The organism is Kitasatospora sp. NPDC028055 (genome assembly GCF_040637885.1).
GTDB lineage: Bacteria > Actinomycetota > Actinomycetes > Streptomycetales > Streptomycetaceae > Kitasatospora.
In genome coordinates, this window is record NZ_JBEZXE010000036.1 from 16,914 (window position 1) to 41,576 (window position 24,663).

General features: G+C 73.7%; 17 protein-coding genes and 1 pseudogene. 5 read left to right on the forward strand and 13 right to left on the reverse strand.

Features of this window, described 5'->3' with window-relative positions; translation table 11 throughout:
• Positions 1-14: 14 nt before the first annotated feature.
• Together AB0F71_RS28720 and AB0F71_RS28725 are read right to left on the reverse strand one after the other, a co-directional pair.
• The gene (locus AB0F71_RS28720) at positions 15-422 is read right to left on the reverse strand and encodes a potassium-transporting ATPase subunit C (RefSeq protein WP_360239974.1); all 408 of its coding nucleotides are present in this window, start codon (positions 420-422) and stop codon (positions 15-17) included.
• An 87-nt stretch (positions 423-509) separates the two neighbouring features.
• Positions 510-1,637: a universal stress protein gene (locus AB0F71_RS28725; protein ID WP_360239977.1), complete on the reverse strand. Its 1,128-nt coding sequence runs from the start codon at positions 1,635-1,637 to the stop codon at positions 510-512.
• A gap of 236 nt (positions 1,638-1,873) precedes the next feature.
• Here AB0F71_RS28725 and AB0F71_RS28730 point away from each other — a divergent pair, with 236 nt between their 5' ends.
• Positions 1,874-2,518: a hypothetical protein gene (locus tag AB0F71_RS28730; RefSeq protein WP_360239980.1), complete on the forward strand. Its 645-nt coding sequence runs from the start codon at positions 1,874-1,876 to the stop codon at positions 2,516-2,518.
• Positions 2,487-3,026 (forward strand): hypothetical protein, encoded by a 540-nt coding sequence (locus AB0F71_RS28735; protein WP_360239983.1) that lies wholly within the window; start codon positions 2,487-2,489, stop codon positions 3,024-3,026. Before AB0F71_RS28730 ends, AB0F71_RS28735 begins: the two co-directional genes overlap by 32 nt.
• A 504-nt stretch (positions 3,027-3,530) precedes the next feature.
• Here the strand turns inward: AB0F71_RS28735 and AB0F71_RS28740 are convergent.
• The 9 genes and pseudogenes from AB0F71_RS28740 to AB0F71_RS28780 all read right to left on the reverse strand — a co-directional run.
• A pseudogene (locus AB0F71_RS28740) lies at positions 3,531-3,614 on the reverse strand (IS5/IS1182 family transposase); the annotation flags it as partial.
• Positions 3,615-3,809: 195 nt separating this feature from the next.
• Complete coding sequence (locus tag AB0F71_RS28745; protein WP_360239986.1) at positions 3,810-4,796, reverse strand: LLM class flavin-dependent oxidoreductase; 987 nt, start codon at positions 4,794-4,796, stop codon at positions 3,810-3,812.
• Between the two features lie 8 nt (positions 4,797-4,804).
• The gene (gene lanL / locus AB0F71_RS28750; protein ID WP_360239989.1) at positions 4,805-7,567 is read right to left on the reverse strand and encodes a class IV lanthionine synthetase LanL; all 2,763 of its coding nucleotides are present in this window, start codon (positions 7,565-7,567) and stop codon (positions 4,805-4,807) included.
• 1 nt (position 7,568) lies between these two features.
• Entirely contained in the window at positions 7,569-8,789 is a 1,221-nt protein-coding gene (locus tag AB0F71_RS28755) for a cytochrome P450 (protein WP_360239992.1), read from the reverse strand.
• 96 nt (positions 8,790-8,885) lie between these two features.
• A complete protein-coding gene (locus AB0F71_RS28760; RefSeq protein WP_360239995.1) occupies positions 8,886-10,079 on the reverse strand; it encodes a hypothetical protein in 1,194 nt (397 codons plus the stop codon).
• On the reverse strand, positions 10,070-11,200 hold the full coding sequence (locus AB0F71_RS28765) for an insulinase family protein (protein WP_360239998.1): 1,131 nt from the start codon (positions 11,198-11,200) through the stop codon (positions 10,070-10,072). Before AB0F71_RS28765 ends, AB0F71_RS28760 begins: the two co-directional genes overlap by 10 nt.
• Positions 11,197-11,991: a hypothetical protein gene (locus tag AB0F71_RS28770; protein WP_360240001.1), complete on the reverse strand. Its 795-nt coding sequence runs from the start codon at positions 11,989-11,991 to the stop codon at positions 11,197-11,199. The genes AB0F71_RS28765 and AB0F71_RS28770 overlap by 4 nt, the downstream gene beginning before the upstream one ends.
• 52 nt (positions 11,992-12,043) lie before the next feature.
• Complete coding sequence (locus tag AB0F71_RS28775) at positions 12,044-12,853, reverse strand: hypothetical protein (protein WP_360240004.1); 810 nt, start codon at positions 12,851-12,853, stop codon at positions 12,044-12,046.
• Between the two features lie 116 nt (positions 12,854-12,969).
• Positions 12,970-13,128: a hypothetical protein gene (locus AB0F71_RS28780; protein WP_360240007.1), complete on the reverse strand. Its 159-nt coding sequence runs from the start codon at positions 13,126-13,128 to the stop codon at positions 12,970-12,972.
• A gap of 274 nt (positions 13,129-13,402) precedes the next feature.
• On the opposite strand from AB0F71_RS28780, the gene AB0F71_RS28785 reads away from it, so the two are divergent.
• Together AB0F71_RS28785 and AB0F71_RS28790 are read left to right on the forward strand one after the other, a co-directional pair.
• A complete protein-coding gene (locus tag AB0F71_RS28785; RefSeq protein ID WP_360240010.1) occupies positions 13,403-15,187 on the forward strand; it encodes an ABC transporter ATP-binding protein in 1,785 nt (594 codons plus the stop codon).
• A complete protein-coding gene (locus AB0F71_RS28790; protein WP_360240013.1) occupies positions 15,184-16,923 on the forward strand; it encodes an ABC transporter ATP-binding protein in 1,740 nt (579 codons plus the stop codon). Before AB0F71_RS28785 ends, AB0F71_RS28790 begins: the two co-directional genes overlap by 4 nt.
• 178 nt (positions 16,924-17,101) lie before the next feature.
• Here AB0F71_RS28790 and AB0F71_RS28795 read toward each other — a convergent pair whose 3' ends face one another.
• Together AB0F71_RS28795 and AB0F71_RS28800 are read right to left on the reverse strand one after the other, a co-directional pair.
• Complete coding sequence (locus AB0F71_RS28795; protein WP_360240016.1) at positions 17,102-20,791, reverse strand: endonuclease/exonuclease/phosphatase family protein; 3,690 nt, start codon at positions 20,789-20,791, stop codon at positions 17,102-17,104.
• Positions 20,792-20,924: 133 nt separating this feature from the next.
• Complete coding sequence (locus AB0F71_RS28800) at positions 20,925-21,374, reverse strand: peptidase inhibitor family I36 protein (protein WP_360240019.1); 450 nt, start codon at positions 21,372-21,374, stop codon at positions 20,925-20,927.
• A 371-nt stretch (positions 21,375-21,745) separates the two neighbouring features.
• On the opposite strand from AB0F71_RS28800, the gene AB0F71_RS28805 reads away from it, so the two are divergent.
• Positions 21,746-24,469, forward strand: coding sequence for a LuxR family transcriptional regulator (locus AB0F71_RS28805; protein ID WP_360240022.1), 2,724 nt, complete (start codon positions 21,746-21,748; stop codon positions 24,467-24,469).
• The last annotated feature ends 194 nt before the right edge of the window (positions 24,470-24,663 follow it).

The window sequence follows — 24,663 nt, forward strand, 5'->3', positions numbered from 1 at the left end:
ACTGGTGGTGGCGTTCACGGCGACCGGTGTCGTCGGCTACCTGGACTGGCGGGCGCACGAACCGCACGGAGACCGGAGCGGGGCGACGACCTTGTGCGGACTGCCCACCAGGCCCGGGTGTACTTGTCGATGAGCCGGTTCAGCGTGTCGGCCGACAGGTTGCGTTCCTTGGCGACCCGGTCGACCTGCTCCTTGGCGTAGGCCACCGAGATGTGCGGGTCGAGGCCGGAGCCGGAGGCGGTCAGCGCATCCGCCGGGACGCTCGCCGGGTCGACGCCGTCGAACTCGGCGACGGCCTTGCGGCGGTCGTCGACCGCCTTGAGCAGGTCGTCGCTGTTCGGGCCGAGGTTGCTGGCGCCGGAGCTGTCGCCGGCGTAGTTGTTGGCGGAGGGCCGGGGCTGGAACCACTTCGGGTCCGGCACCCGGCTCCTCCTTGGGGTCGTCGGGGAGACCAACGGTTGTCCGAAACGTTTCCTGCCGGTGGCCCGTCTCGGCCGGAAAGGTCGTGGTCAACGCTTTCTGCGAGACCGGCGGCTGGGCAGGAACCGGCCATGCGCGGCTTCGGAGTGGGTGACGACGTAGACGTCGATGTCGTCGCCGGAGCCCTCGATGATCGCCTCGCCGGTGCCGCGGCGGAAGAGGTTCTTGAGGCGGCTACGGCGGGTGGCGCCGATGACGATCTGGGTGGCGTTGACCTGTCGGGCGAAGGCCAGCACCGCCTGTGCCGGGTCGTCTCCGTTCACCGCCTGCCAGCTGCCGCCGAGGCTCTCCACCAGGGCGCGCTGGTGGGCCAGCAGTTGCGGGGACGCGCCGGCCAGCCCGTCGTCGCGGGCGACGTGGACGGCCAGGAACTCGCCGCCGGCGCCGCGGGAGGCCGTGCGCTTGGCCCGCCTGATCAGCGTGTCGCCCTCGGGGCCGCCGGACAGCGCGACCAGGACCCGCTCGCGGGTTCCCCACGGCTGCTGGATGCCGTGGTCGTGGCGGTAGCGCAGCAGCGCCTCCTCGACCCGGTCGGCCGCCCACAGCAGGGCGATCTCCCGCAGCGCGGTCAGGTTGCCGGCCCGGAAGAAGCCCGTCAGCGCCGCGTCGATCCTCTCCGGCGGGTAGACGTTGCCGTGGACCATCCGCCTGCGCAGGGCCTCGGCGGACATGTCGACCAGCTCGATCTGGTCGGCACGGCGCACCACGTCGTCCGGAACGGTCTCGCGCTGCCGGACGCCGGTGATCTGCGCCACGACGTCGTTCAGCGACTCCAGGTGTTGGATGTTGACCGTGGAGATGACGTCGATCCCGGCCTCCAGCAGCTCCTCGACGTCCTGCCAGCGCTTCTCGTGCCGGCATCCCGGGACGTTGGTGTGCGCCAGCTCGTCGACCAGGGCCACCTGGGGGCGGCGGGCCAGCACGGCGTCCAGGTCCATCTCGGTGAAGGTGCAGCCCCGGTAGGTCATGGTCCGGCGGGCCACGGTCTCCAAGCCCTCGGCCATCCGGCGGGTCAGCAGGCGGCCGTAGTCCTCCATGAAGGCGACGACCACGTCCGTCCCTCGCGAGGCACGGCGCTGCCCCTCGGCGAGCATGTCGTACGTCTTGCCGACCCCGGGAGCGGCCCCGAGGTAGACCCGCAACCGGCCGCGAGGCACCACCGCCGTCCTTCCCAGCCGCCCGACGAAACCCGGTACGGCTCGACGGACTCCACCAGGGGTGGGCACCACGGGGGAGTGGGCCACCTCCATCTCCATGGTCGTCCCCGTACCCGCAGAGCCGCACCGGGAGACCGGCTGAGGCGGTTGCGCCCTGTGTGCGCCGAGCGTGCTCCCGGTGAGGTGCGAATATGCCCTGCCACTCCCCCGCTAATGTCCCGATAAAATTACCGCAGGTGTGCCGGGAAGCCTGGTCGGCTCAGGGGATGCCGCTGGCCGCCGCTCTCTCGATTCCACTGGTCACCGACGACGGCAGCAAGCTGGCCGGACGCCCGCTCGTCCTGGTGCTCACCACCGCCGTCGTCGTCCTCACCCTCGTCGTCCAGGGCCTCACCCTCGCCGCCGTGGTCAACCGCTCCGGCCTCGCCCTCGAACCCGAACACACCGCCCGGGAGGAGGACGACGCCCGCGACGCCCTCAACCGCGCCGCCCTCGACCACGTCGACCACATCGCCACCCTGGAAGCGATGCCCGACACCGCCGTCGACCGCGTCCGCCGCGGCCTCACCGCCCGCCTCGACCGCACTGCCGAGACTCCGGACGGCACCACTGCCGACGCCGCCTACCGCCAGCTGCGCCACGAGGTCATCGCCGTCCAGAGCACCGAACTCCACCGCCTCTACGACGAACACCGCATCAGCGACATCACCCGCCGCCGCCTCCAGCTGAGCAGGACGAACTGGGCCCCGCCCGGCGACTCGTCGACCGGGCCAGCATCCGCTCCAGGGGGCCGTCCATCGTGCGGATCCGGGCACCTCTTGCGTTCAGCTCGGCCAGATACTCCGCTGTTTGCGTGTCGTCCAGAGCATCCGTCCGCATGATGGTCCGCATCACCAGACCGCGGCGCAGCGCCCGTTCATCGGCTTCCTTCGCGCCTTCGATGGCGGCGGCGGACAGCGGGCCGTTCGGCTGGACGGACAGCAGCTCGTGGTGGGCGAAGAAGGCCAGCTCGTCGATGCGGGCCCGAACGTGGTCGGCGCCCTCGACTCGCTCCACCCCGTCCGGCGCGGACTGTCGACGGCCTTTCCGCTGATCATCGAGAAGGACGTTGACCACGTGTCGCGACGCGATGACACGTTGGATCTCCGACTGGAGCGAGGCGAGTCTGGACTCGACAAGCCGTTCCGTGACCACGAACGGGTCCATCGCCGTGATGCCCTGGCCATCGGTCACGGTAACCATCCCGGACGCTTCGAGCCGCTCCAGGACCGCTCGCAGCTCGCTGACGCCCATCCCGACCGCCAGCGCGAGAGCCTCGACACCCAGGCCCGGCGAACACAGCGCGGATCGGTAGACGAGTTCCTCGTCCTCCGCGACCCCAAGATGTGACAGCTCAGCCTCTGACACATGCCTCGTCCCCCATGGCGCTCGACACCAACCGGAACTTGTTCGTAACCGATTGTTATGTGACTGACGAGAGATCGTAACGCCGAACGGCGACATGACCTCCGTGAAGAGAGGACGGGCGGGCCGAGGTCGGGGCGTCGCTTCGAAAGAGGGCGCCGCGTCACTTTGCTTGCGACAGAGCACGTTGCGAAGGGCTGAGGCTGGTCCGGCGAAGGGCGATGGGGCCGCAAAGTGGCGGTGCGCGAGCGCGGAACGCGATCCCGCGCGGATGAAGGGGTAGGCGTTCGACAGGGTGGGGTGCTCAAACCCTGACGGGATCTTGACACTGGACCGCCAGCCCGGGCCGGCGGCCGGGAGCGTGCCGGTCACCCCCGTTCCTGGGGCCTCTTGTGCCCGGACGGGCGGTCGGCATGCTCATTCTCCTGCTCGTGGGCGACGGTCCTCTGGCGTTCTGACCGGGCGTTTCGTCCCTGAGTCTGGGGTCTGGGTTCCGCGCCAGCCGGTGGTGCTCTCGCCGGTGAGGCGGCGGGTCATGGGGTTGATCATCGCGACGTGGACCATGGCTTTGGACCCCTCCGGGGACGGGTACGCAGCGCGTGCCCGGCAGGGGGCATCGTGGCCGGCCGGAACCGCTGGCCGTCCAGGCCGCGGAACCGCGGGCTGAAGCGACGAGTGTACGGACGACGGGCTCGCGGAGTACCTCGCGCACTACGGGCGGGTCTGACCCGCGGCGTGCCCGGGTAGGCGTTCGGGCTTCGGGGCGGGCTACGGACGGTGGTCCCGTGGTGCCGTGAGGGCCACCAGGATGTCCCGCAGTTCGTCGAGCGCTGCCCGGCGGCCGTACGCGGTGGCGACCCCGGTCACATTGAGAACGATCTCGTCCACTCCCGCACGTTCGAACCCGGCCAGCTGGTCGGCGAGTTCCGCACCGCTCCCGTACAGGAAGCCGCCGCCCCGGACCAGTGCCGCCGCGGCGGCGGAGGGATCGCCCGGTTCTGCCGGGAGCGCGACGCCCGCGCGGCGGAGCATGGCGGTGTAGTGCGGGGCGCGCAGGTGGTGGCCGTTGCCCGCGAGGGCGAGGTCGGCGGCGCGGCGGCCGGGACGCTCCAGCGCGAGCGGGACGATCGCGGTGAGCCGGGGCGCGGGGCGTCCGGCCGCGGCGGCACCGGCCCGCAGGGCGGGCACGATCGTCTCGGCGAGGTAGGCCGCCGGGGTCATCCAGGTGACCGCCACGTCGGCGACGGCTCCGGCCAGTTCCGCCATGGCCGGGCGCAGCACACCGAGGCCGAGTTCGACCGGCGGGCCGGGGACCGGGGCGAGTTCGGCGTCGCAGGCGAAGTACTCGCCGTGCAGGTCGGCGCTGCCCCGGTGGAGGAGGTCCCGGACGATGGTCAGGTATTCGCGGGCGGCGGTCAGCGGGCTCGCGTACGGGGCGCCGAGCATGCGGCGCTGCAGGGCGCGGGAGCCGGGTCCGAAGCAGGCGGTGACGGGGTGACCGGTGGTGAGGGCGAGGGTGCGGGCCTGGAGGGCGGCGTCGAAGGGGTGCCGGGAGGGCATCAGGGCGACGCCGGTGCCGCAGGGCGTGCGGAAGCCGTGGGCCGCGGCGACGGCGAACATCTGGTACGGGTCGCCGCCGCTGCCCTGTCCCTGCCACAGGCGGTGCGCGGTGCTCCACTGGGTGAGGGCGGCGAAGGGCAGGATCTGATCGCCGCGCTGGGGGTCGAAGGGGACGAAGACGGAGTATTCGGTCATGGTGGCGGTCACCGCTCCCCGGCCGGGGAGGACGGCAGCGCGGGGGAGGGCAGCAGCCAGGGCGCCGGGGTGCCGTAGCGGTGGCGCAGCAGGTGGGCGAGGAGGCCCGGCACGCCCGCGGCGAAGTCGTGCTTGTCTCCGAGAGTCAGGGCTCCCCGCTCGTCGAGTCCGGCGTGTGACCCGATCAGCGCGGTGCACAGGTCGGCCGCGCGGTCCGCGCCCGCGTCGAGCAGGAACTGGCCGTCCCCGGCCAGGCCCCAGAAGGCGCCGAGGGGGGCTCGGGCGGCGGAGTGCGCGACCGCGACGGCTGCGGCGCGGGCGGTGTCGGCGTGGCTCTGTTCGCCCGTGCGTCGGCCGAGTTCCAGGAGGAAGGCGCCGATTCCGGCCGGGCCGGCCCACCAGCCGTGGCGCCGGGGGCCTCCGTCCGGCCCTTCGGGCCACCAGGCGGCGAGGGCAGGGGCGTCGGACGGGTCGCCCGGCACCGCGCGGGTGAGCGCCGCGGCGACGAGTCCGTCGCCGACCCGGCGGGCGACGGCCGTCAGCTCCGGCTCCCCGAGGGCGTCGGCGGCTGTCAGCAGGAACCAGCCGATCCCGGCCGTGCCGACGGCGAAGCCGTGGTACGCGGTGGGTCCGCCGGTGCCACCCGGCCAGTGGAGGCCGCCGGAGCCGTCGGGCAGCGCGGTCTCGGCCAGGTGCAGGGCGCATTCTCGGGCGCGGTCGCGCAGGGCGGTCTCGCCGGTGGAGCGCCACAGGTGCAGCAGGGTGGCCCCGGTGCCCGCGACGCCGTGGGCGATGGTCGGGACGTGCCAGCGGGTGGGGAGTTGTTCGCTGAGGTCCAGCGCGTGCCGGAGGGTGATGGGGTCGTCGGTGGCGAGGGCGGCGTCGGCGGCGGCCCAGCAGGCCCCGGCGAAGCCGTTGTACAGACCGGGCAGCAGGCGGCGGCCGGGGGCGCCGAGATTGCGGTCCCACCAGCGGTCGACCTGGACCAGCGCGTCGTCCAGCGGGCCGGCGAGGGCCTCGGCCCGGTCCGGCGGCATCCGGGGCAGGGCGCGCCGGGCCTGGAGCAGGACGCCGGTGACCCCGGCCGCTCCGGCCTGGACGGAGCGCGGGTCGTAGCGGCCGTTGGAGCCGCGCGGTTCGGTCAGGGCCGCCTCCCGGGGCCGCAGGGCGTTCAGCACGGAGAGCAGGGCGTCGTGGACGAGCCGGTCCCCGTCGAGGCCGGGGGGCGCGCCGGAGGGCCCGGGGGCGTCGGCGGGGACTGCGCGAGCGCCGGTGCCGGCTGCCGGGCGCAGGCACCGTAGGGCGCGCTCCCAGCTCCACCGCCGTGCAGGATCGGCCGCGGTCAGCCCCCGGACCGCCGGGGCGAGCCGCCGCGCCGCCCGGGAGCGGCCGGCCAGCAGGTCCAGCGCGCTCGGCGCGCCCGTGGGCCGCTCGCCCGTGCCCGCGGCCCGGGGCCGCTGGAGGCCGAGCGATTCCAGGATGGCGCCGGCGGCGTAGCGGTCCATCGCCTCGTCGGCGAGGAGGACGGCCCGGGGGTCGGCGGTGAGCTTCTCCGGCGGCGCGTAGCCCTTGGTGGTGAGGCGGGCGATGGGTGTCCCGGTCTCGGCGGCGCCTTCCAGGTCGATCAGCCGGAGCCGGCCGTCGGGGGCGAGGAGGAAGTTGTCGGGCGTGACGTCGCCGATGACGACGCCGTGGCGATGGGCGGCCCGCAGGAGTTCGATCAGCTGTACGGCGAGCTCGACGACCGATTCCTCGGCGAGCGGTTCGGCGTCGTCCTCGGCCGGGAAGAGCAGTTCGCGCAGTGGGCGGCCGGGCAGTTCGCTCTCCACCAGGAAGAGGTTGTCGCCCAGTTCGAGGAGGTCGACGAGTTCGGGCACGGGGACGGCTCCGGCGAGGCGGGCCAGCATCGCGGCCTCGTGCCGCATCAGGTCGCGGGTGTCGGTGCCGTCGGGCTGCGGCTCGACCCAGGCCCGGCAGTGTTTGATCACCACCGGACGGCCGGTGCGGGTGTCCACCGCACGGTGGACGCCGCCCCGGTTGGTGTGGCGGATGGTGGCGGTCACCCGGTACCGGCCTCCGATCGTGGCCTCGTCGGTGCCGGTCGGCTGGTGGGCCATCGCCTCGTCCGTCGTGTCCGCCTGCTGGGCCTGCTGCACTTGCTGCGCCTGCTGGCCCGGTGCCTCCGCCGGCGGTGCGTCCTCGGGGCGGCGGGCCACCGGGTCGCGGGCCCATGCGGGCGGGGTGTACCAGCCCCGCCGCAGATCGGGTGTCAGGGAGCCGTCCGGCGCGAGGATCAGCTCCTGGCGCACCCCGTGGTCGTCGAGTCGGCTGTGGCCGGTGAACGCGCCGTACCGGTAGTGCACGAGCCCGCCCCGGTACTGCCGGTCGGAGAGGATGCGGGGGCCGCGCAGTCCGGCGAGCAGGCTGTGCAGCTCGTCCAGCAGCCGGGTGAACTGCTCGTCGGTGGCCGGGTAGACGGTGAGGAACTTGCCGCTCGCCGACGGGTCGTTCTGCCGCCCCAGTGACGCGCGCAGCAGTTCGGCCGTGCCGACGTACTTGAACGGGACGGACCGGGCGATCAGTGCGCCGCCCGTCCTGCGCAGGACCTCCTCGGCGTCAGCGGGCACCGCGGAGACGTGGATCTTCCAGCCCTGGGCCCGGGTGTGAGAGCGGGAGGGGCTGACCCGGCACCAGTAGTCGCCCGGCACGAGCTGCCAGCAGCCCGCCGGGTCGGTCGCCAGGAGGCCCCGCACCAGGTCGTCGTAGTCCATCTCAGCGGCTCCCGGCCCGGGTGAGCGGGCTGAACGCCAGCGGCAGGACGGACATCCCCCGCCCCATCATGCTGGGCCGCCACGTGGGGTGTTCGATCTCCAGGGAGAGATCGGGGAACCTCTCCAGCAGGGCTCGGATCGCCACCGCGCCCTCCAGCCGGGCCAGGGGCGTACCGAGGCAGTGGTGGATGCCGTGGCCGAAGGCGAGGTGTGCCCGGGGCGGGCGGTTGATGTCGAAGCGGTCCGGATCGGGGAACTGCTCCGGGTCCCGGCTGGCGGAGCCCAGCGCGATCAGGACTCTGGCGCCCCGGCCGGGGATGACGGTCTCCCCCACCCGGTAGGGCTCGGTGGTGAACCGGTTGGTCGCGAAGGTCAACGAGCCCTCCCAGCGCAGCACCTCGTCCACGGCCTGGTCGATCAGCGACCAGTCCGCGCGCAGGGCCGCGAGTTCGGCGGGGTGGCTCAGCAGCGCGTACACGCCGTTGGCGATCAGGTTGAGGGTGGTCTCGTGACCGGCGAGCAGGAGGAGGAAGGCAGTGGCCCTCAGCTCCTCGTGGCCGAGCCGGTCGTGGTCCTCGTCCATGGTGCGGATCAGCGCGCTCAGCAGGTCCTCGCCGGGCTGTCGGCGCTTGGTCTCGATCAGCTGGTCGAGGTAGGCGGTGATCTCCTCCAGCACCTGCCCCTCGCGGGCGGGGTCCTCGGGCGGGACGATGATGTCGGCGGTCCAGGCGCGGAAGGCCTCGCGGTCGAGGAACGGCACACCGAGGAGGTCGGTGATCACGCCGAGGGAGAGCGGCATGGCGAAGTCCTCGACGAGTTCGACCGATCCGGCGTGCTGGAAGCCGTCGATCAGCTCGGCGGCGGCGGCCTCGACGTGCGGGCGCAGCGACTCGATGCGCCGGGCCGAGAACTCTCGCGAGACCAGCCGGCGCAGCCGGGTGTGGTCCGGCGGGTCGGCGGTGAGCATGTTGGTTCCGATGACGTTCGGGCCGAGCTGTCCGGTCGCCCGGTACCAGTTCTTGCTCAGGGTCGGGTCCTTGAGGGCGGCCAGCACCTCCTGGTAGCCGACGATCAGCCAGGTCACGCTGCCGTCGGGCAGCCGGACCCGGTGGACCGGCCCCTGGGCGCGCAGCTCCTCGAGGACCGCGTACGGGTCGGTGGCGAGGGTGCGGCGCCGGGGGCCCAGGTCGACGACGGGGTGCTGGTCGGTTCCGGTGGACATGCGGGTGGGGCCTTCCTTCTGGGCTGAGCCGGTCGGCTGGTCAGGGCGGCGGGTCAGGGCGGCGGGTCAGGGCGTGGCGGTGGCCGGGGCCGGTCCTCAGACGTGGCGGCGCAGGACCCCGCGGTCGACCCGCCACAGGGCGAGGCCTTCGGGGGCGGGCGGAGCCTGCCGGGCGGGCGGGGCCGGGGACGCAGGCCCGTCGGGGGCTTCCCCCAGCAGGGCGGCGGCGGCACCGAGCGGGGTCCGCGCCGCGTGGGCGTCCTCCTGCCGACGGCGCAGCGAGGCCCTGGCCAGGGCCTCAGGGGCGGTGGCGGCGGCCCGGTACGCGGGGGCCCCGGCGGCCAGGCTGTCGGCGAGCCGGTCCGCGTCCGCTCCGGCCCTCCAGCAGAGGACGTGGACGGCCACGGCCCGCCCGGACGGGCTGCGACCGGTGAGGCAGGTGCGGCCCAGCACCGGGTGGCCGTGCCGCAGGGCCGCCGCCGGGGCGGTGCCCTCAGGGCCGAGCAGGGCGGTGAGGTGGTCGGTGGCGGCGGCGTCGCAGGTCAGGGAGAGGAGGACCAGTCCGTCCAGTTCGGGGGAGAGCGCGAGAGGGTGTCCGCCCCGCCGCCCCCGGTCCTCGGACGGTCCGTCGGCCGCGTCGGCCGCGTCGGATTCGGCGTAGGCCTCGTAGGCCCCCTGGGCCGCCGGCGGCGACGGTCGGGCCGCCGCGTCGATCGCCGCCAGGATCCGGTCCGGGTCCAGCGATGGCCCGGTCAGGGCGAGGCCGGCCACGGCCCGCCGGTAGTGCCGGTCCGTGAAGGCGGCCGTGTCAGCCGGGGTGAGCCGGGCGAGCGCGTCCGCGTCGGCCCACCGGGTGGCGGCCAGGCCGTGGCCGGGGAGGGCGGCGTCGGCGACGGCGGGACCGAGGGCGAGCAGGGGGTTGGCGGCCGCCTGGCGGTGTTCCACCAGGACGGCCTGCCGCTCGGCCTCGAAGACGGTGCCGGCCGGGTCGGAGGTGCCCAGCAGGCCGGCGAGGCGGGCCGCGAGCGCAGCGGCGTCCTCGGGCAGGCTGACGGCGCTGAACCGGGTGGTGGTGTTGTCGGTGACTCCGCGCACCGGCGGCATCGAAGCCGGCCCCGGCGGCCCGGCGGCGATGCGGAGGTGCTCCGCCAGGTGTGCGGCGCCGAGGGCCGCCGGGCGGTCGTCGGCCGAGCCGGCGCGCACCAGCAGGACCGCGCCGGTGGTCCGTGCTCCCGGCCGTTCCAGCAGGCGGACGCGCAGTCCGCCGAGGTCCACCGAGGTCATGCCCATGTCCCACTCTCCAGGAAGTCCTCCGGTACCGCGCCGAGTGCCACCGTCGCCGGTGTCAGCCCTGCCGCCACGGACGGGAGCAGACCGTCGAGGGCCCGTTCCCCCACCGCCGCCGCGAGCGCGGTCAGTTCGGGCTCGCCGCGCAGTCGGCGGCGCCGTTCGTCCACGGCGCCGAACGGCTGGTCGACCTGGGACAGCAGGGCGGTGCGCAGCCGTGCGGAGGCGTCCCGCCGTTCGGCCTCCGGGACGGGTCCGGAGAGCACCGAGTGGACGGTCTCCCGCAGCAGGTGCAGCGCCTCGCGCGCGTGCTCGGGCGCGACCTGGGCCTGGACGGCGAGCGCCGCGGTGCCCCGGCCGTCCGGTCCGCCGAGCCGGAAGGCGCCGAGCCCGTAGGCCAGCGGGCGTTCGCCGCGCAGCGCACGGGCGAGGCGTCCGCCGAGGCCGTGGCTGCCGAGGAGTTCCACGGCCAGCTCGAGCGCGCCGGGCGCGGGCGGGTCCACCGGCAGCGCGAGGGCGACCCGGACGACGGCGCCGGGCAGCGGGACCGTGCGCCGGCCGCCGTGCCAGTGCCGCAGTCGCGGCTGTCGCACGGCCCCTGGCGCGGGCGCGGGCGCGTCGTCGCCCGCGCTGCGGTGGGTCACGGCCCGGTCGCCGCAGTTGGCGGCGAGGTACGCCCGCACGTCCTGCGGTCCGATCGCGGCCAGGCTCTGCTCCGTCCCGAGCGCGGGCCGGTCGGGGGCGCCCGTGGCGGTGGCCTCCAGGAGGTCCAGCAGCCGGGTGTACGGGTCGTCGCGGTACGCGGTCGCCAGGCGCAGCTGGGCGGCGACGAGTTCGCGGAGGCGGTCGGCCCCGGGCGGCGCGGCCAGGGCGAATGCCGTCCCGACCTCCGCGAGGTCGTCGTCCACGCCGGACCAGAAGGCGAACGAGGAGCAGTGCGGGGCCAGTTGGTGGCGGGTGTGCCAGACCCTCGCGCGGGCCAGGGTGCCGGGACCGCCCGCCCGGGGGTCCATCAGGTGGCGTGCCGCGAGCGCCGCCAGGCCCGCGCGGTCCTGCGGGTCGTCGGCCGGGCCGTGCGGCAGGTCGACGATCACCGCTCGGCCCGTGTCCGGGGCGGCGCTCACGAGCGGTGCTCCGGGGCCGTGCCGGGCCCGGGGGCGAGGTCCTGGACCGTCAAGCGGCCCGGGTTCGCGGCCAGGGCGGCGAGCTGCCCCTTGGTGAGCCGTTCCCGGCGGCCGCCGAGGAGCCCGTCCAGTCCGGCGGCCAGTTCGTCCAGCAGGGCGAGCACGTCCGGTGTGGAGTCGTTGACCTCCACTTCCAGGCACGCGTACCGGCCCAGCGGGGCGACGCCGTCCTGCGGGGAGCGGAACTCCACCAGGTCGACGCTGTAGGCCAGCCAGGCCGGGATCTCCCGGAAGGCGCCGGTGCGCTTGTGCCGCACCTGGGTCAGCACGCCGACGGGGGCGAGGCGCCCTCGGGCCATGCCGTACCGGCGCAGGTGGCCGACGGGCAGTACGGCGGGGTCGTTCAGCAGGGCGCCGACCCGGGCGGGGTCGACCTTCTCGCTGACCTCCAGGCAGTCCCGGCGCCCGTCCCACAGGACGGTCTGCTTCAGGCGCAGCCAGGCGACCGAGGAGGCCCGGCCCGAGTTGACCACGCAGCCCAGGGAGTGCCCGGCGCGGGTCAGGCCGAAGTCGGCGTCGTCGGCGTACATGGTCGACTGGGTGACCGTCACCGGCGGTGAGCAGGAGGTCAGGTGGCGGTCGAAGAGGCCGTCCGTCAGGAGGTCCAGGGGCGCGGACCGTGCCTCGGCGGGGTCCAGGCGCCATTTGAACTCGTACTCGGTGCCGACGGACCGCCGGACGGCGGGCGGCACGCGAGTCACGGCGGCGGTGCCGCTGGTCGCCTCGGTCACTGGCTGTCTCCTCTGCCGGTCGTCGGGTCCTCGGGCGGTGCAGGCCGTCGGCTCATCGGTTGGTGTCGGCCGAGGTGAAGAGGGTGAAGACGTCGATGTCCCGGTCGGCGAGGCCGAGCACCGAGCGGCACACCTCGCGCATCACCGCCGCCGATTGCGGCGGCGGGCGGAAGTGCCCGGATTTGGTGTTCGCCACGACCATCTCCACCCGGTCGCGGCCGAGGAGGAGGACCTCTCCGGCCGCGCGGACCCGCAGCCGTTCCGGGACGAGCATCGGGTGGGCGACCGGCACGCCGTCCACGGTGGCGCGGTTGCGGCCGAAGGCGAGGTCGTGCAGTTCGAACGCCCGGTTCCAGACGCGGAGTTCGCCCTCGTCGGTGACGGCGAACATGAAGCAGGTCCGAGGGGCGAGGCGCTCGAAGGCCTGCCGCGCGCCGGTCACCGTCACGGTGTCCGCCATGACCCGTCCGGACACCGCCCGGTAACGGCTGTCGAAATGGGCCCGGCTGTATTCCACCACGGGCGGCGATTCGCTCACCAGGGTTCTCCAGGGAGTTTCCACGGAATTCGACGGCGCGCTCGCGGTATAGAGTTCCTGCACCAGGGTGCGCAATTCGTCGAGCCGGGATTCGAGGACCGGGTCGCCACGCCGTGACAACAGCATCGAGCGGACGGTGAGCAGTTCCTCGTAACGGACGAACACCACCGCTTGCGATCCGGCTCCGTAACGGTCGCCCATGGCCGCGGCCAGGTCCCGGTAACGGCGGAGGATGGCACCGCAGTCGAGGGGGGCGCTTCCGCCCGCCGCGCCGGTTCCGGGCCGTCGGCCGGCTTCGGTCCGTTCGCTGGTTCCGGCACTCATGGCGCTCGCTTTCGACACTCCGGGAGCTGGACGACGGTCGGGGCGGGGCCGCGACGACCCCGCCGTGACCGGGCCGGTCCTGACGAACCGGCCCGGTCACGGCGTCAGGAGCGGTCTCAGATGGTGGTGCGCATCGAGGTGCCGCCGTCGGGCCAGGTGGCGCCCGCCTGCGCCGCGGCGAGGCTCTCCTCGCCGTCCACGGTGGCGTCGATGGCCCGGAGGCTGTCGACGATGGCGTCCACGCGGAGGTTCTCGTTCTGCAGATCCTTGTCCATGCTCATTTCTCCGTTCAGAAGGGTGAGATGACGTACTGCGGTGTGTGGCCGAGATTCCGATTCCGATTCCCGGCCGCGACTAGATCGTGTCCTCGGGGCAGCTCCGAAAACAAGTCTCATGGTGTGTGACCAACTTCTCCGGGGCGTATTGAACCCGGTGGCGGTACGTGCCCGTTGAAACGAATAGAGAGGGGGGAACTCACCTGGTCCGGACGGCGGTTCCGGGGATCCCCCCGTCGTCCGCCGGATACCGGCCACGAATGAGGAGTGCGTCATGCTGCTCAGGCTCCTGCGCACCCGTGTGCGCCTGCACCTACGGCCGGTCGGACTCCTGCTGCTGCTCCAGCTCGTCCAGACCGCAGCGGCCGTGGCGCTGCCCCGGTTGAACGCCGCGATCGTCGACCAGGGCGTCGCCTCCGGCGGCACCGGCGCGATCCTGCGCTCCGGTGGGGCCATGCTCGGGCTGAGCGCCGTTCAGGTCGCCTGCACCGGCGGCGTCCTGCTGATCGGCAGCAGGGTCGCGGCCGCGATCGCGCACGACCTGCGGGCCTCGGTGTTCCGGCACGTGCGGTCGCTCGGCCCGCGGGAGGTCGCCCGCTTCGGCGCCGCCTCGCTCGTCTCCAGGACCGTCGGCGACGTCCAGCAGGTCCAGGCCCTGGTGCTGCTGGTCCTGGTGGTCACCGTCGCCGCACCGCTGACCCTGGTGTGCGGGGTGGTCCTCGCGTACGGCCAGGACCCCGCGCTGACCGCGCTGCTGGTGCTGGTGGTCCCCGCGCTCGGAGTGCCGACGGCATTCGCGGTGCGGCGGATGCGCCCCCTTCTGCGCGGCGGCCGGACGGCGCTGGACGAGGCAGCACGGGTGCTGCGCGAGCAGATCGGCGGTCAGCGGGTGGTGCGCTCCTTCTGCCGCGAGGAGGACGAGGCACGCCGCTTCGCGGTCCACAACGGCGAGCTGCTGTCCCTGTCCCTGCGCACGGGTCGGCTGATGGCCCTGATGTCGCCGCTGTCGGGCCTGGTCCTGAACTGTGCCGGGGTGGCCGTGCTGTGGATCGGAGGCCACCGGATCACCGGGGGCGGGCTGAGCGCCGGCGCGTTGATCGCCTTCCTCGGCTACCTCTCCCAGGTGCTGAGCGCCGTCGCCCTCACCGCCTATCTGTTCGTGGCGCTGCCGAGGGCGGAGGTGAGCGCGGAACGGATCCTCGAAGTCCTGGACACCGCGGCCTCCGTCCCGCAGCCCCGGAAGCCGGTGCGCGCGCCCCTGCGCGGCGGACGCCTGGAGATCCGCGACGCGGGCTTCCGCCACCCCGACGCCGAGGACCCGGTGCTGACCGGGGTCGGCCTCACCGCCGCGCCCGGCGAGACGGTCGGCGTGGTCGGCCCCACCGGAAGCGGCAAGTCCACCCTGCTGAACCTGGTCCTGCGGCTGCACGACACCACCACCGGGACCGTCCGGATCGACGGCGTCGACATCCGCGACCTCGCCCCGGCCGCCCTCACCGGGACCGTCTCCGTCGTGCCCCAACGGCCCACGCTCTTCTCCGGCACGATCGCCGACAACCTGCGGCTCGGCCGCCCCGGCGCGACCGAGGACGAGCTGTGGCGGGCCCTGGAGACCGCACAGGCCCGCGCGTTCGTCGAGGACCTGGACGGCGCCCTGCTGGCGCCGGTCCGGCAGGGCGGCGCCAACCTGTCCGGCGGGCAGCGCCAGCGGCTGGCGATCGCCCGCGCCCTGGTCGCGGACCCCGCCGTCCTGCTCCTGGACGACCCGGCCTCCGCTCTGGACCAGGCCACCGCCGCCGCCCTGCTGGCCGCGCTGGCACGGGCGAACACGGCCCGCACCGTTCTGCTGACGGGCCGACGGGCCGACGCCGTTCGCGACGCCGATCGCATCGTGGTGCTGGAGGCCGGGCGGGTGGTGGGCACCGGCACGCACGCCCAGCTGCTCGCCGGCAATGCCACCTACCGGGCACTGGCGCGCAGTCGACCGTCCGTCGACGGCGACGCGCCGCCACCCGACGCCGCCGACGACGACGCCGCGCCCGTCGGAGGCCGCGCATGACCGCCGTCCGGAGGCTGGCCGCCCTCTTCCACGAGGAGCGCCTGACCCTCGCCGCCGCGCTCGCCGTCTGCGCCACCGGGGCCGCCCTCGCGGTGTCGGGCCCGCTGCTGCTCGGCAGGGCGACGGACCTGCTCCTCGCCGACACCCCCGGCCCCTTCGACTTCACCGCCCTCGGCCGCCTCCTGCTGCTGGTCCTCGCCGTTCACGCCGCCGCCGCGCTGCTCAACCTGCTCGGCGTCCGGCTCGCGGTCCTGGCCGTCGAACGTGCCGTCGCCCGGCTGCGCGAACGGCTCCAGACCAAGATCGCCCGGCTCCCGTTCGGCTTCCTCGACGCCCAACCGCGCGGGGAGGTGCTCAGCCGGGCCACCAACGACCTCGACACCGTCGCCCAGACCGCGCACCAGGTCGTCGGACAGACCGTCAACTCGCTGGTGACCATCACCGGCGTCCTCGTGATGACGTGCCTGCTCTCCCCCGAACTGACCCTGCTCACCCTCGCCCTCGTCCCGGTCACGGCCCTCGCCACCCGGGCGATCACCCGACGGGCGCGGCGGCGCTTCACCGCCCAGGCGACGGCGGCCGGGGCTCTCACCGCCCACGTCGAGGAGATGTACACCGGCCACGCCGAACTCCGGGCCTTCGGCCGGGGACAGTCCGCCACCCGGGACTTCGACCGCCACAACGCCGATCTGCGCGACGCCGCCGCCGGTGCCCAGCTGCTCGCCGGTTCCGTCGAACCGGTGACGGTGTTCCTCGGCGGCCTCGGCTACGTCCTGGTCGCCGTGGTCGGCGGCCTGAGGATCGCCTCCGGGAGCATGACCGTCGGCGAGGTGCAGGCGTTCGTCCAGTACGTCCGCCAGTTCAACCAGCCGATGGCCCAGCTCGCGGGGCTCACCGCCCTGGTCCAGGCCGGAATCGCGGCCGGGACGCGGATCGTCGACCTCCTCGACACCGAGGAGCAGCCGCCCGACCCGCCCCGGCCCGAACGGCCCGCCGCGTCGCGCGGCGCCGTCGCGTTCGAGCGGGTCTGCTTCTCCTACGCCCCGGACCGCCCGCTGATCGAGGAGCTGTCGCTGGAGGTGCGGCCCGGGCGGACGGTGGCCGTGGTCGGCCCCACCGGCGCCGGGAAGAGCACCCTGGCGGACCTGCTGCTGCGCTTCCACGAGCCGAGCGCGGGCCGCATCCTCCTGGACGGCGTGGACACCGCGGCGATGACCCGCGCAGACCTGCGCTCCCGGGTCGGCCTGGTGCTCCAGGACCCGTGGCTGTTCCACGGCACGATCGAGGAGAACATCGCCTACGGTCGCCCCGGCGCCAGCCCGGCCCAGGTGGAGGCGGCGGCCCGTACCGCCCGAGCCGACCACTTCGTGCGCACCCTGCCCCTCGGCTACCGGACGGTGATCGGCGGGGACGACGGGGAGCCGGGCCTCAGCGCCGGTGAACGGCAGCTGATCACCATCGCCCGCGCCTTCCTCGCCGACCCGGCCGTCCTCGTGCTGGACGAGGCCACCAGCGCGCTGGACGCCCGGACCGAGGAACTCGTCCGCGAGGCCCTGACGGCACTGCGGAGCGGGCGGACCACCTTCGTGATCGCCCACCGCCTCGGCTCCGTCCGTGACGCCGACACCATCCTCGTCCTGCGGAACGGGAGCATCGCGGAACAGGGCACCCATGAGGAACTCCTCGCTGTCGACGGCGCCTACGCCCGTCTCCACCTCGCCCACCCGTCGCCGTGACCGGCCCGGCCCGCCGCTCTCGCCGGTCAGTACCTCGGAGAAGCCCTCGACGGCGAATTTCGCGCTGCAGCCGGCGGGGCGGACGCTCGGGGCCGGCCGCGGAGAGCGGCCGGCCGTGGAGAGCGGCCGGAGGTGGGGAGATGCTGTGGCGCCCGGGGGAGGCCGGGCGCCACGGGGGTCAGCCGGTGACCGGCAGGAAGCTCCAGTGGAGCTTGGGTGCGGTGGACGCGGGGCTGCTGATCGTCGCCACGTCGGAGGACGCGCTCCGGGTGAGGTTCAGCTGCTCCACGGGGGTGGTGTGGTTGGTCAGGAGGGTCCCGTTCGAGCCGTCGGGTGTCGCGCACCACAGGTAGCCGTCGTCGTTGGGGCGGAAGCCGCCCATGGTGACGGCGCTGCCGTCCAGCGGCTGCCCCGGATGGGCCGCCGTCGAGTTGACGTACTGCCCCTGGTTGACCAGGTAGAAGCAGGCGTCCGAGCCGATCCGACCTGCGGAGACCGTACCGAACCGCTGGTTGCCGTTGTGCCCGTTCGGGGCGAAGAACAGCGGGTGGGGCGCGGTCTCCAGATCGTCCACCGTGAGCGCCGAGGGCTGGGACCCGTTGTCCCCCGAGACGATCTCGTTGAGGCCCGCGGCCTCGCGGGGGTCCTGGAGGAACCAGCGCTGGGCGGCCGAGCCGTCGTAGTCGCGGCCGGCCAGCGCCTGGCCGCTGCCGACGTCGGTGAGGAACTGCCGGGTGACGTAGTTCTGCAGGGTCCAGGTGCCGTCGAGCTGGTCGACCGGCGCCCAGAGCTGGTCCAGTGCCGCGTTCGGCCACAGCACCGTCCGCGCGTTTCGGGCGCCGCCCTCCTGCCCCAGGTAGCGGCCGCTGAAGGGAACGTTCGCGTGGAACAGGCGGTAGTAGCCGGGGTACTCGGGGTCGGGCGTCAGGCTGAACACCTGCGACGGGAGGTTCGCCTGGTCGATCGGCTGATCGGCGACCACGTGGCTGGTGCCGGAGGGGCCGGCCACGTTGGTGGTGGCGGCGCTGCGCACCACGACCTGGGCGGGCACGGCCTGCGCGGCCTGCTGCTGCGCCGGCGCCTGCTGGGCGGGCAGGTTGGCGAGGGTGAAGACGACGGGGTAGTGGTCCGACGTGGTCAGGTTGACCCGCACGGCTCCGGTGACGCTGGGCTGCGCCTGGACCGTGGGAACGACCGCGTAGTCGATGGTCGAGGGAGCCGCGGTGGTGGTGACCAGCGGCGTCGGGCGCGTGGGCAGTTGCTGGGAGTGGATGGTGAAGTCCGGGGCGATCGCGGCCTGCAGGCTGTCCACGGCGCGGTTGTAGTCGCCCATTGCGATCCAGGGCAGGTCGGTGCCCCTCAACTGCTCCCGGATGTTGTGCAGGAGCTGGGGGTCGTCGCTGCCGCTGCCCGAGGATCCGTGCACCGAGAAGTAGACGACGCCGCCGACGTTGATGCCGAGCGCGGGCCGGGAGTCCGTGCCGTCGGTGATCCTGCCCTCCCGGGTGGTGTACACGCCGTTGCGGTCGACCCGGGTGCGGCTGAAGACGGCCATGTTCACCCGCCCGACCGTTCCCGGCCTGGGGCTGGTGTCCGTGTGCAGCCAGTACAGGAACCCCGTGGGCCGGGCGGCGCTGCCGATCCGGTATTCCTGGACCGGAACGGTGAATCCACCGTTGTCGAACCACTGGGTGTTGGCGGTCGCGATGTCCCCCAGGAACGTGGCGCCGCGGGGCGGAGCGCCGGCCTCCTGCAGGGCGATGACGTCGGCTCCGGCCTGCCCGAAGCCGTTCCCGTACAGCTGCGGCAGGTCGTTGGCGTACTTGTTGCCGTTGGCGTCGGGGGTGTCGGCGCCCTGCATGTTCCAGGTGGCGACCTTGCGGCTGTTGTTGTCGCGGGGATCGAGTCCGCCGGTGCTCGCCAGGAACAGCGACGGCCGCTTGCCCGTGTCGAGGGGCACGACACCCTTGTTCGTGTAGTCGAGGGTCTCCCGGCCGCCCCAGTCCGGGATCGCCTGGCCGTCCTGGCTCAGCGGCTGGAACCGGTCGGGGGCGCCGGTGGCGGAGCCGAACTGGAAGGCCGTGCCGGACTGCGTGCCGTAGGGCGCGTAGGGCTCGTACGCCCCGCCCGGTGTGGTCTGCTTGACCATCGTGTTGTCGTGGAAGACGTTCTGCGGGCCCGAGGAACCGGACCACTTGACCGCCTTGGGGCCGGCCGCCCACCAGATCGGGTACCAGGTACCTTCGTCGACCTCGCCGCCCTCGCCACCGCAGTTGGTCTGGCAGCTGCCCGAGCGGTGCTCGTACGGGACCCTCAGTTTGTTCTGCTCGAAGAGGTTGTTGTGTTCCCAGCCGCCGTGCAGGTTCAGGTCCGAGTCGAGGTCGTTGCGGAAGGCGACGTTGCCGCTGGCCGACCACTGGAAGGTGAAGTGGCGCAGGTTGCGGCTGAGGTTGTAGGCGTACAGCGAGTCCCAGACGCGGCTGCCGCGCAGGTAGCCGTTGCCGCCCTTGCCCTTGTTCCAGGCACCGTCGAAGCTGTTGCGCTCGATCTGGAGGTTGCGGGCGTCCTCGGTGACGATCGGGTGCGAGCCGGTCATCTCGGCCTTCAGACCGCGTACCCAGTCGTTGGCGGCCCACTTGAAGACGATGCCGTGCATCGCGTACTCGGGGGCCATGTTGCCGTAGTTGTGCACGGCCTGGTCGGGGGTCAGCTGGTAGGTGCCGCCGCCGAGCTTGGGCAGGCCGTTCATGTCCTGGGTGAAGGCGAAGTCCTCGAAGCCGACGCCCTGGACGACCTTGAGCGGGGTGACCTTGCTGGCGTACGGCTTGTCGCCCAGGGCGGGGGAGCCGTCGGAGGTGGAGTCGACGGGCAGGTCCCACTCCAGCGGGCGGTCCAGAGTGACGGTCTTGGCCGCGGTGTCCAGGGAGTTGACCCGGAACATCTGCTGGCGCATGTGCAGGTTGTCCATCTGGCTGCGGTCGGACACGCCCTGCTGCTCGTAGAACTTGACGCTGTTGGCCGCTCCGACCCAGACGTAGCCGCCCGGGGAGAACTTCTTCATGTCCGCCTTGGCGTCCAGCTGCACGGTGCTCTGGCCCTGGCGGGCCGCGTAGCCGGGGTCGGCGGCCGGGGCGGCGACCTTGATGCCGGAGGCCCAGTGCTGGTTGACGCTGCCTTCGAAGATGTCCTTGCGGTTGGTGGGGGCGGCCGCCCAGTCGTCCTGGTAGCGGTCGGCGATGTCGCGGGTCTGCACCCGGAACAGGCCGCGGCCGGGCCAGATCCAGCCGCCGGTGCCGACGTCGCTGCCGCTGCCGGCCTTCATGCTGTCCTGGTCCCAGCGGCCGTTGACCAGGGTGTCGTAGCGGGTGTTGACGTCCGGCCGGAACACCAGCCGGGTGCCGCCGTCGCCGGAGCCCTGCCCGCGCAGGACCAGGTAGTCGGCGTCGACGTAGATCTGCCGGGACACGTCGATCCGCCCGGCCGGCAGGGAGATGAGCGAGAGCCGGTTGAAGTTGGCGTTCGGCGAGCAGTTGGCCTTGACCTCGTCGATGGCCTTCTGCAGCCCGGCGGTGTCGTCGGCGCCGTCGTTCGCCCGCACGCCGTATCGGGCGGCGAGCACGTCCGGGGTGATGCGGCAACCGGGATCGTCGGTCAGGTCACCGTCACTGGGCAGCTGCTGGCCGCCCCGGAAGCCCACGCGGGACCAGTCCGGCATCCCGGGTGGCGGCGACGTGCGGTTGGCGAAGCTCAGGTCCGGGCCGTCGGCCCCGGGGCCGGCCGTCACCGCGGCGGCGGGGGCTGCCGCTTCGGGGACGGGCGCAGCCGAGGCGAGCGCGGGGACGGTGAGGGAGAGCAGCAGGCCGGACAACAGCGCGGCCGCTGGTCGAAGACGTTTGATGGGAGTTCCTTCCGTGTCATCGGATGGTTCCGGGGGCGGGTGCCGGGGGCAGTGGCGAGCGGGGCGGATCCGTCAGGCACCGCTCCCGGACCGGGCTCTGCTGCTATGGGCACCAGAACTGGAGGGAGGAGATCCGGTCGTTGACGTAGTACTTGGAGCTTCCGGTGCCGTAGTCGGCCGTCGCACCCCAGTGCCACGTCTCGGTGTAGTCCAGGTCGGAGGGGTGGAGCTCGCCGTACGGGTCGTCCATGAACTTGACCGAGCACTGCGAGTTGTTGATCCAGGACGACACCTGGTTGTCGGTGATCTCCCCGTTCAGGAAGTGGACCTGCGTGAGGCGCACGATCGCCGCGTTGCCGCCGGCCGGGGGAGGCGTGACGATCGCCTTCGAACCCGTCCCGCCCTCGTGCTGGTAGAGGCAGAGCGCCCACGCGGGGCAGCCGTCGTAGGGCGGGTTCGCCGCGGACGCCGGAGCCGCCGTGGCGATCAGCGCCGCGCCGGCGAGGGCGGTCGCGACGGCGGCGGACTTCAGCCGGAGGGATGTGCGGGCCATGGTGGAACTCGCTTTCGGGGGTCGGTCTGTAGAGCCGATACAGGCTGGGTGACATTGCTTACGCGCGGCCATCGAGCGGTACGTTCGGGCAGAGGGGGGGACGACGCATCGAGCGGAACCGCTGGCCAACCGTGCTTCACCGCCGCGCGTCGGCACATCAGTCATCTGACTGCGAGAGCCGACTGGTTGATCGCGTCGGTTGCACGTCGGGCGGTGAGCCACGGCCGGGGGTGAGCGGGCCTGGTCGGCCTTGACCGGCGCGGACGTACCGTCAAATGACCGATAGGGATGACCGGGCCCGTGCGGCTCGGCGGCCCGCTCTTCGTAGGATGGGTGCAGCTCCTCCGGGAGGAACTTGTACCGGAGGAGCCATGCCGCAGCGCGCGAAACACCAGCTGCTCGGGCGCGCCCGGGAGTTGGACGTGCTGGCCAGTCTGCTGCGCGAGGTGGGCGACGGGCGCAGCCGGGTGTTGGTGCTGCGGGGTGAGGCCGGCGTCGGCAAGTCGGCGCTGCTCGACCATCTGGCCGGTCAGGCGGGGCAGTGGCAGGTCGTGCGCGCGGCCGGCGTTGAGGCCGAGGCCGAGTTCGCGTACTCGGCTCTGCAACAGCTGTGCGCCCCGCTGTTGTCGCACCTCGACCGGCTGCCGGAGGTGCAGCAGGCCGCGCTGCGGGTCGCGTTCGGCCTGAGCGCGGGGAACCCTCCCGAGATGCTGCTGGTCGGGATGGCGGTCCTCGGCCTGTTCGCCGAGGCGGCGGCCCGGTCTCCGCTGGTGTGCCTGGTCGACGACGCGCAGTGGCTGGACCTGATGTCCCGGCGGATCCTGGCGTTCGTCGGGCGCCGGCTGGACGCGGAATCGGTGGCGTTGGTGTTCGCCGAGCGGATCACCGACGGGAAGGCAGAGGACGAGGGCCTTTCCGGTCTGCCGGACCTTCCTCTGGGCGGGCTGGCCGACGCCGACGCCCGGGCGCTGCTGGACGGCGTGCTGCCGGGGCCGGTGGACGCCCGGGTGCGGGACCGGATCGTCGCCGAGACCAGCGGGAATCCGCTCGCCCTGCTGGAGTTGACCCGGGGCCTGTCGCCGGCGGAGTTGGCGTTCGGCTTCGGCGGGCCCGGCGCCGGCCCGTTGGCGACCCGACTCGAGGACGGCTTCCGTCGGCGCGTGGACGCGCTGCCGGGCGACACCCGCGCCCTGCTGCTGGTCGCGGCGGTCGAACCGGTCGGCGACGGGCCGCTGTTGTGGCATGCTCTGCGCCTGCTGGGAGTCGGTCCGGAGGCAGCGGCGGCGGCCGAGGCCGCGGACCTGATCACGCTGGGAGCCTCGGTGCGGTTCCGGCACCCGCTGGTGCGCTCCGCCGTCTGGCGGGGCGCGGAGCCCGCCGAGCTGCGGGAGGCGCACCGCGCCCTGGCCGAGGCCACCGACGCCGAGCGCGACCCCGACCGGCGGGCCTGGCACCGGGCCCATGCCGCGGTCGGGCCGGACGAGCAGGTCGCCACCGCACTGGAGGGCTCCGCCGATCGGGCCCTCGCGCGGGGTGGCCGGGCGGCCGCCGCCTCCTTCCTGGAACGGGCCGCCGCGCTCACCCCCGACCGGAAGGAGCGGGCGCGGCGCGCACTGGCGGCCGCAGCGGCCAACGTCGCCGCCGGCCTGCCGACCGGGGTGCCCGACCTGCTCGCCGCCGCGGAGCTGGGGCCGCTGGACCGGTTGCAGCAGGCCCATGCAGGCCGGCTGCGGGCCAAGGCGTCGTCCATGACCGACTCGGGGAAGGGCGCGGTGCAGCCGCTGCTCGACGCGGCGCGCCAGTTCAGGGACCTCGACCCGGCCGTCGCGCGGGAGACCTGCCTCGCGGCGTTCGACGCGGCCATCTGGGCCTGGCCGCACGACGAAGGCGGAATACGGCGAGCGGCCGAGGTCGCTCGTGGCCTGACACCCGGCGACGAGCCGGCCGGAATCTTCCTCCGTGCCCTGGTCGCATGGACCACACACGGGCAGGCCGCCGCCTTCCCGCTACTGGCGCAGGCGCTGCGCTCCCTCACCGACGAGGAGGAGCCGTCCGTCCTGTGGGCGGCCACGAACGCCGCCGCGGAGCTGGGCGATCTCCAGGCATGGCTGGACGTCACCGATCGGGCGGTCCGTTTCGCCCGGACGACGGGCACGCTGTCGGTCCTCTCGACGGCGTTGCCCTACCGGGCGGGCGCGCTGGGCCATGCGGGGCGTCTCTCCGAAGCCGAAGACCTGCTGGCCGAGGCCGCAGCCATGGAGACGGCCACCGGCGTGGCGATGCGCACGGCCACGGCGGCCTTGATCGGCGCGTATCGGGGACGGGAGCGAGAGGCCCTGGAACTGCTGGAGGCCATGGAACGGGACGGCGAGCAGCGTGGCCTGGGCCGGCTGATCCGCGTAGCCGCGTGCGAGAGGGCCGTGCTCCACAACGGCCTGGGCAACTATCCGCTCGCCATGGAAGCGGCGCTGCGCGGGGGAGGGCACAAGGACCTCGTGGTGCACTTCTGGACGTGCAGCGAGCTGGTCGAGGCCGCGACCAGGGCCGGCGAGCCGGCCGTGGCGGCCGAGGCGCGCGAGCGGCTCGCCGACTGGAGCCGGGCCGGCACGCCCTGGGCCCTGGGCGCGCACGCGGTCGCCGACGCCCTGACCGGAGCACCCGAGCGGGCCGAAGACCGCTACCGCGAGGCCGTCGACCACTTCGGCCGCGGCGGGCTCGGCGTGTTCGAGACCCGGGCCCGACTGCTGTACGGGGAGTGGCTGCGCCGCCGGAACCGGCGCGCGCAGGCCCGTACCGAGCTGCGGGCGGCGTACGAGGCGGCCGCGCGCATGGGCATGGAGGCGTTCGCCGAGCGGGCCCGGCGTGAGCTGCTCGCCACCGGTGAGACGGTGCGCAAGCGGACCGTCGGCGCGCCGGTCCTGACCCCGCAGGAGGCGCAGATCGCCCGCCTCGCGGCCGCAGGGCACCCGAACGTGGAGATCGGCGCACATTTGTTCCTCAGCCCGCGTACGGTCGAGTGGCACCTGCGCAAGGTCTTCGCCAAGCTGGGGATCTCCTCCCGTCGAGAGATCGACGGCGCCTTGTCGGAGCGGTGACCGCCATGCGGTGATCGCCGGTGCCCACGGGTCTTTTGGCAGCCGAACACACGACGGCCCCCATCGCAGGCCGCCCGAGCCTACGGCTCCAGTTCCAGCCCCAGCAACGGCAAGGACTCAGGCAACGGCGGAACATCAACGGCGGCGACGGTGATCCGCGTGGCCGATGCTCCCAGCCAGCTGTCGCGGGAGGG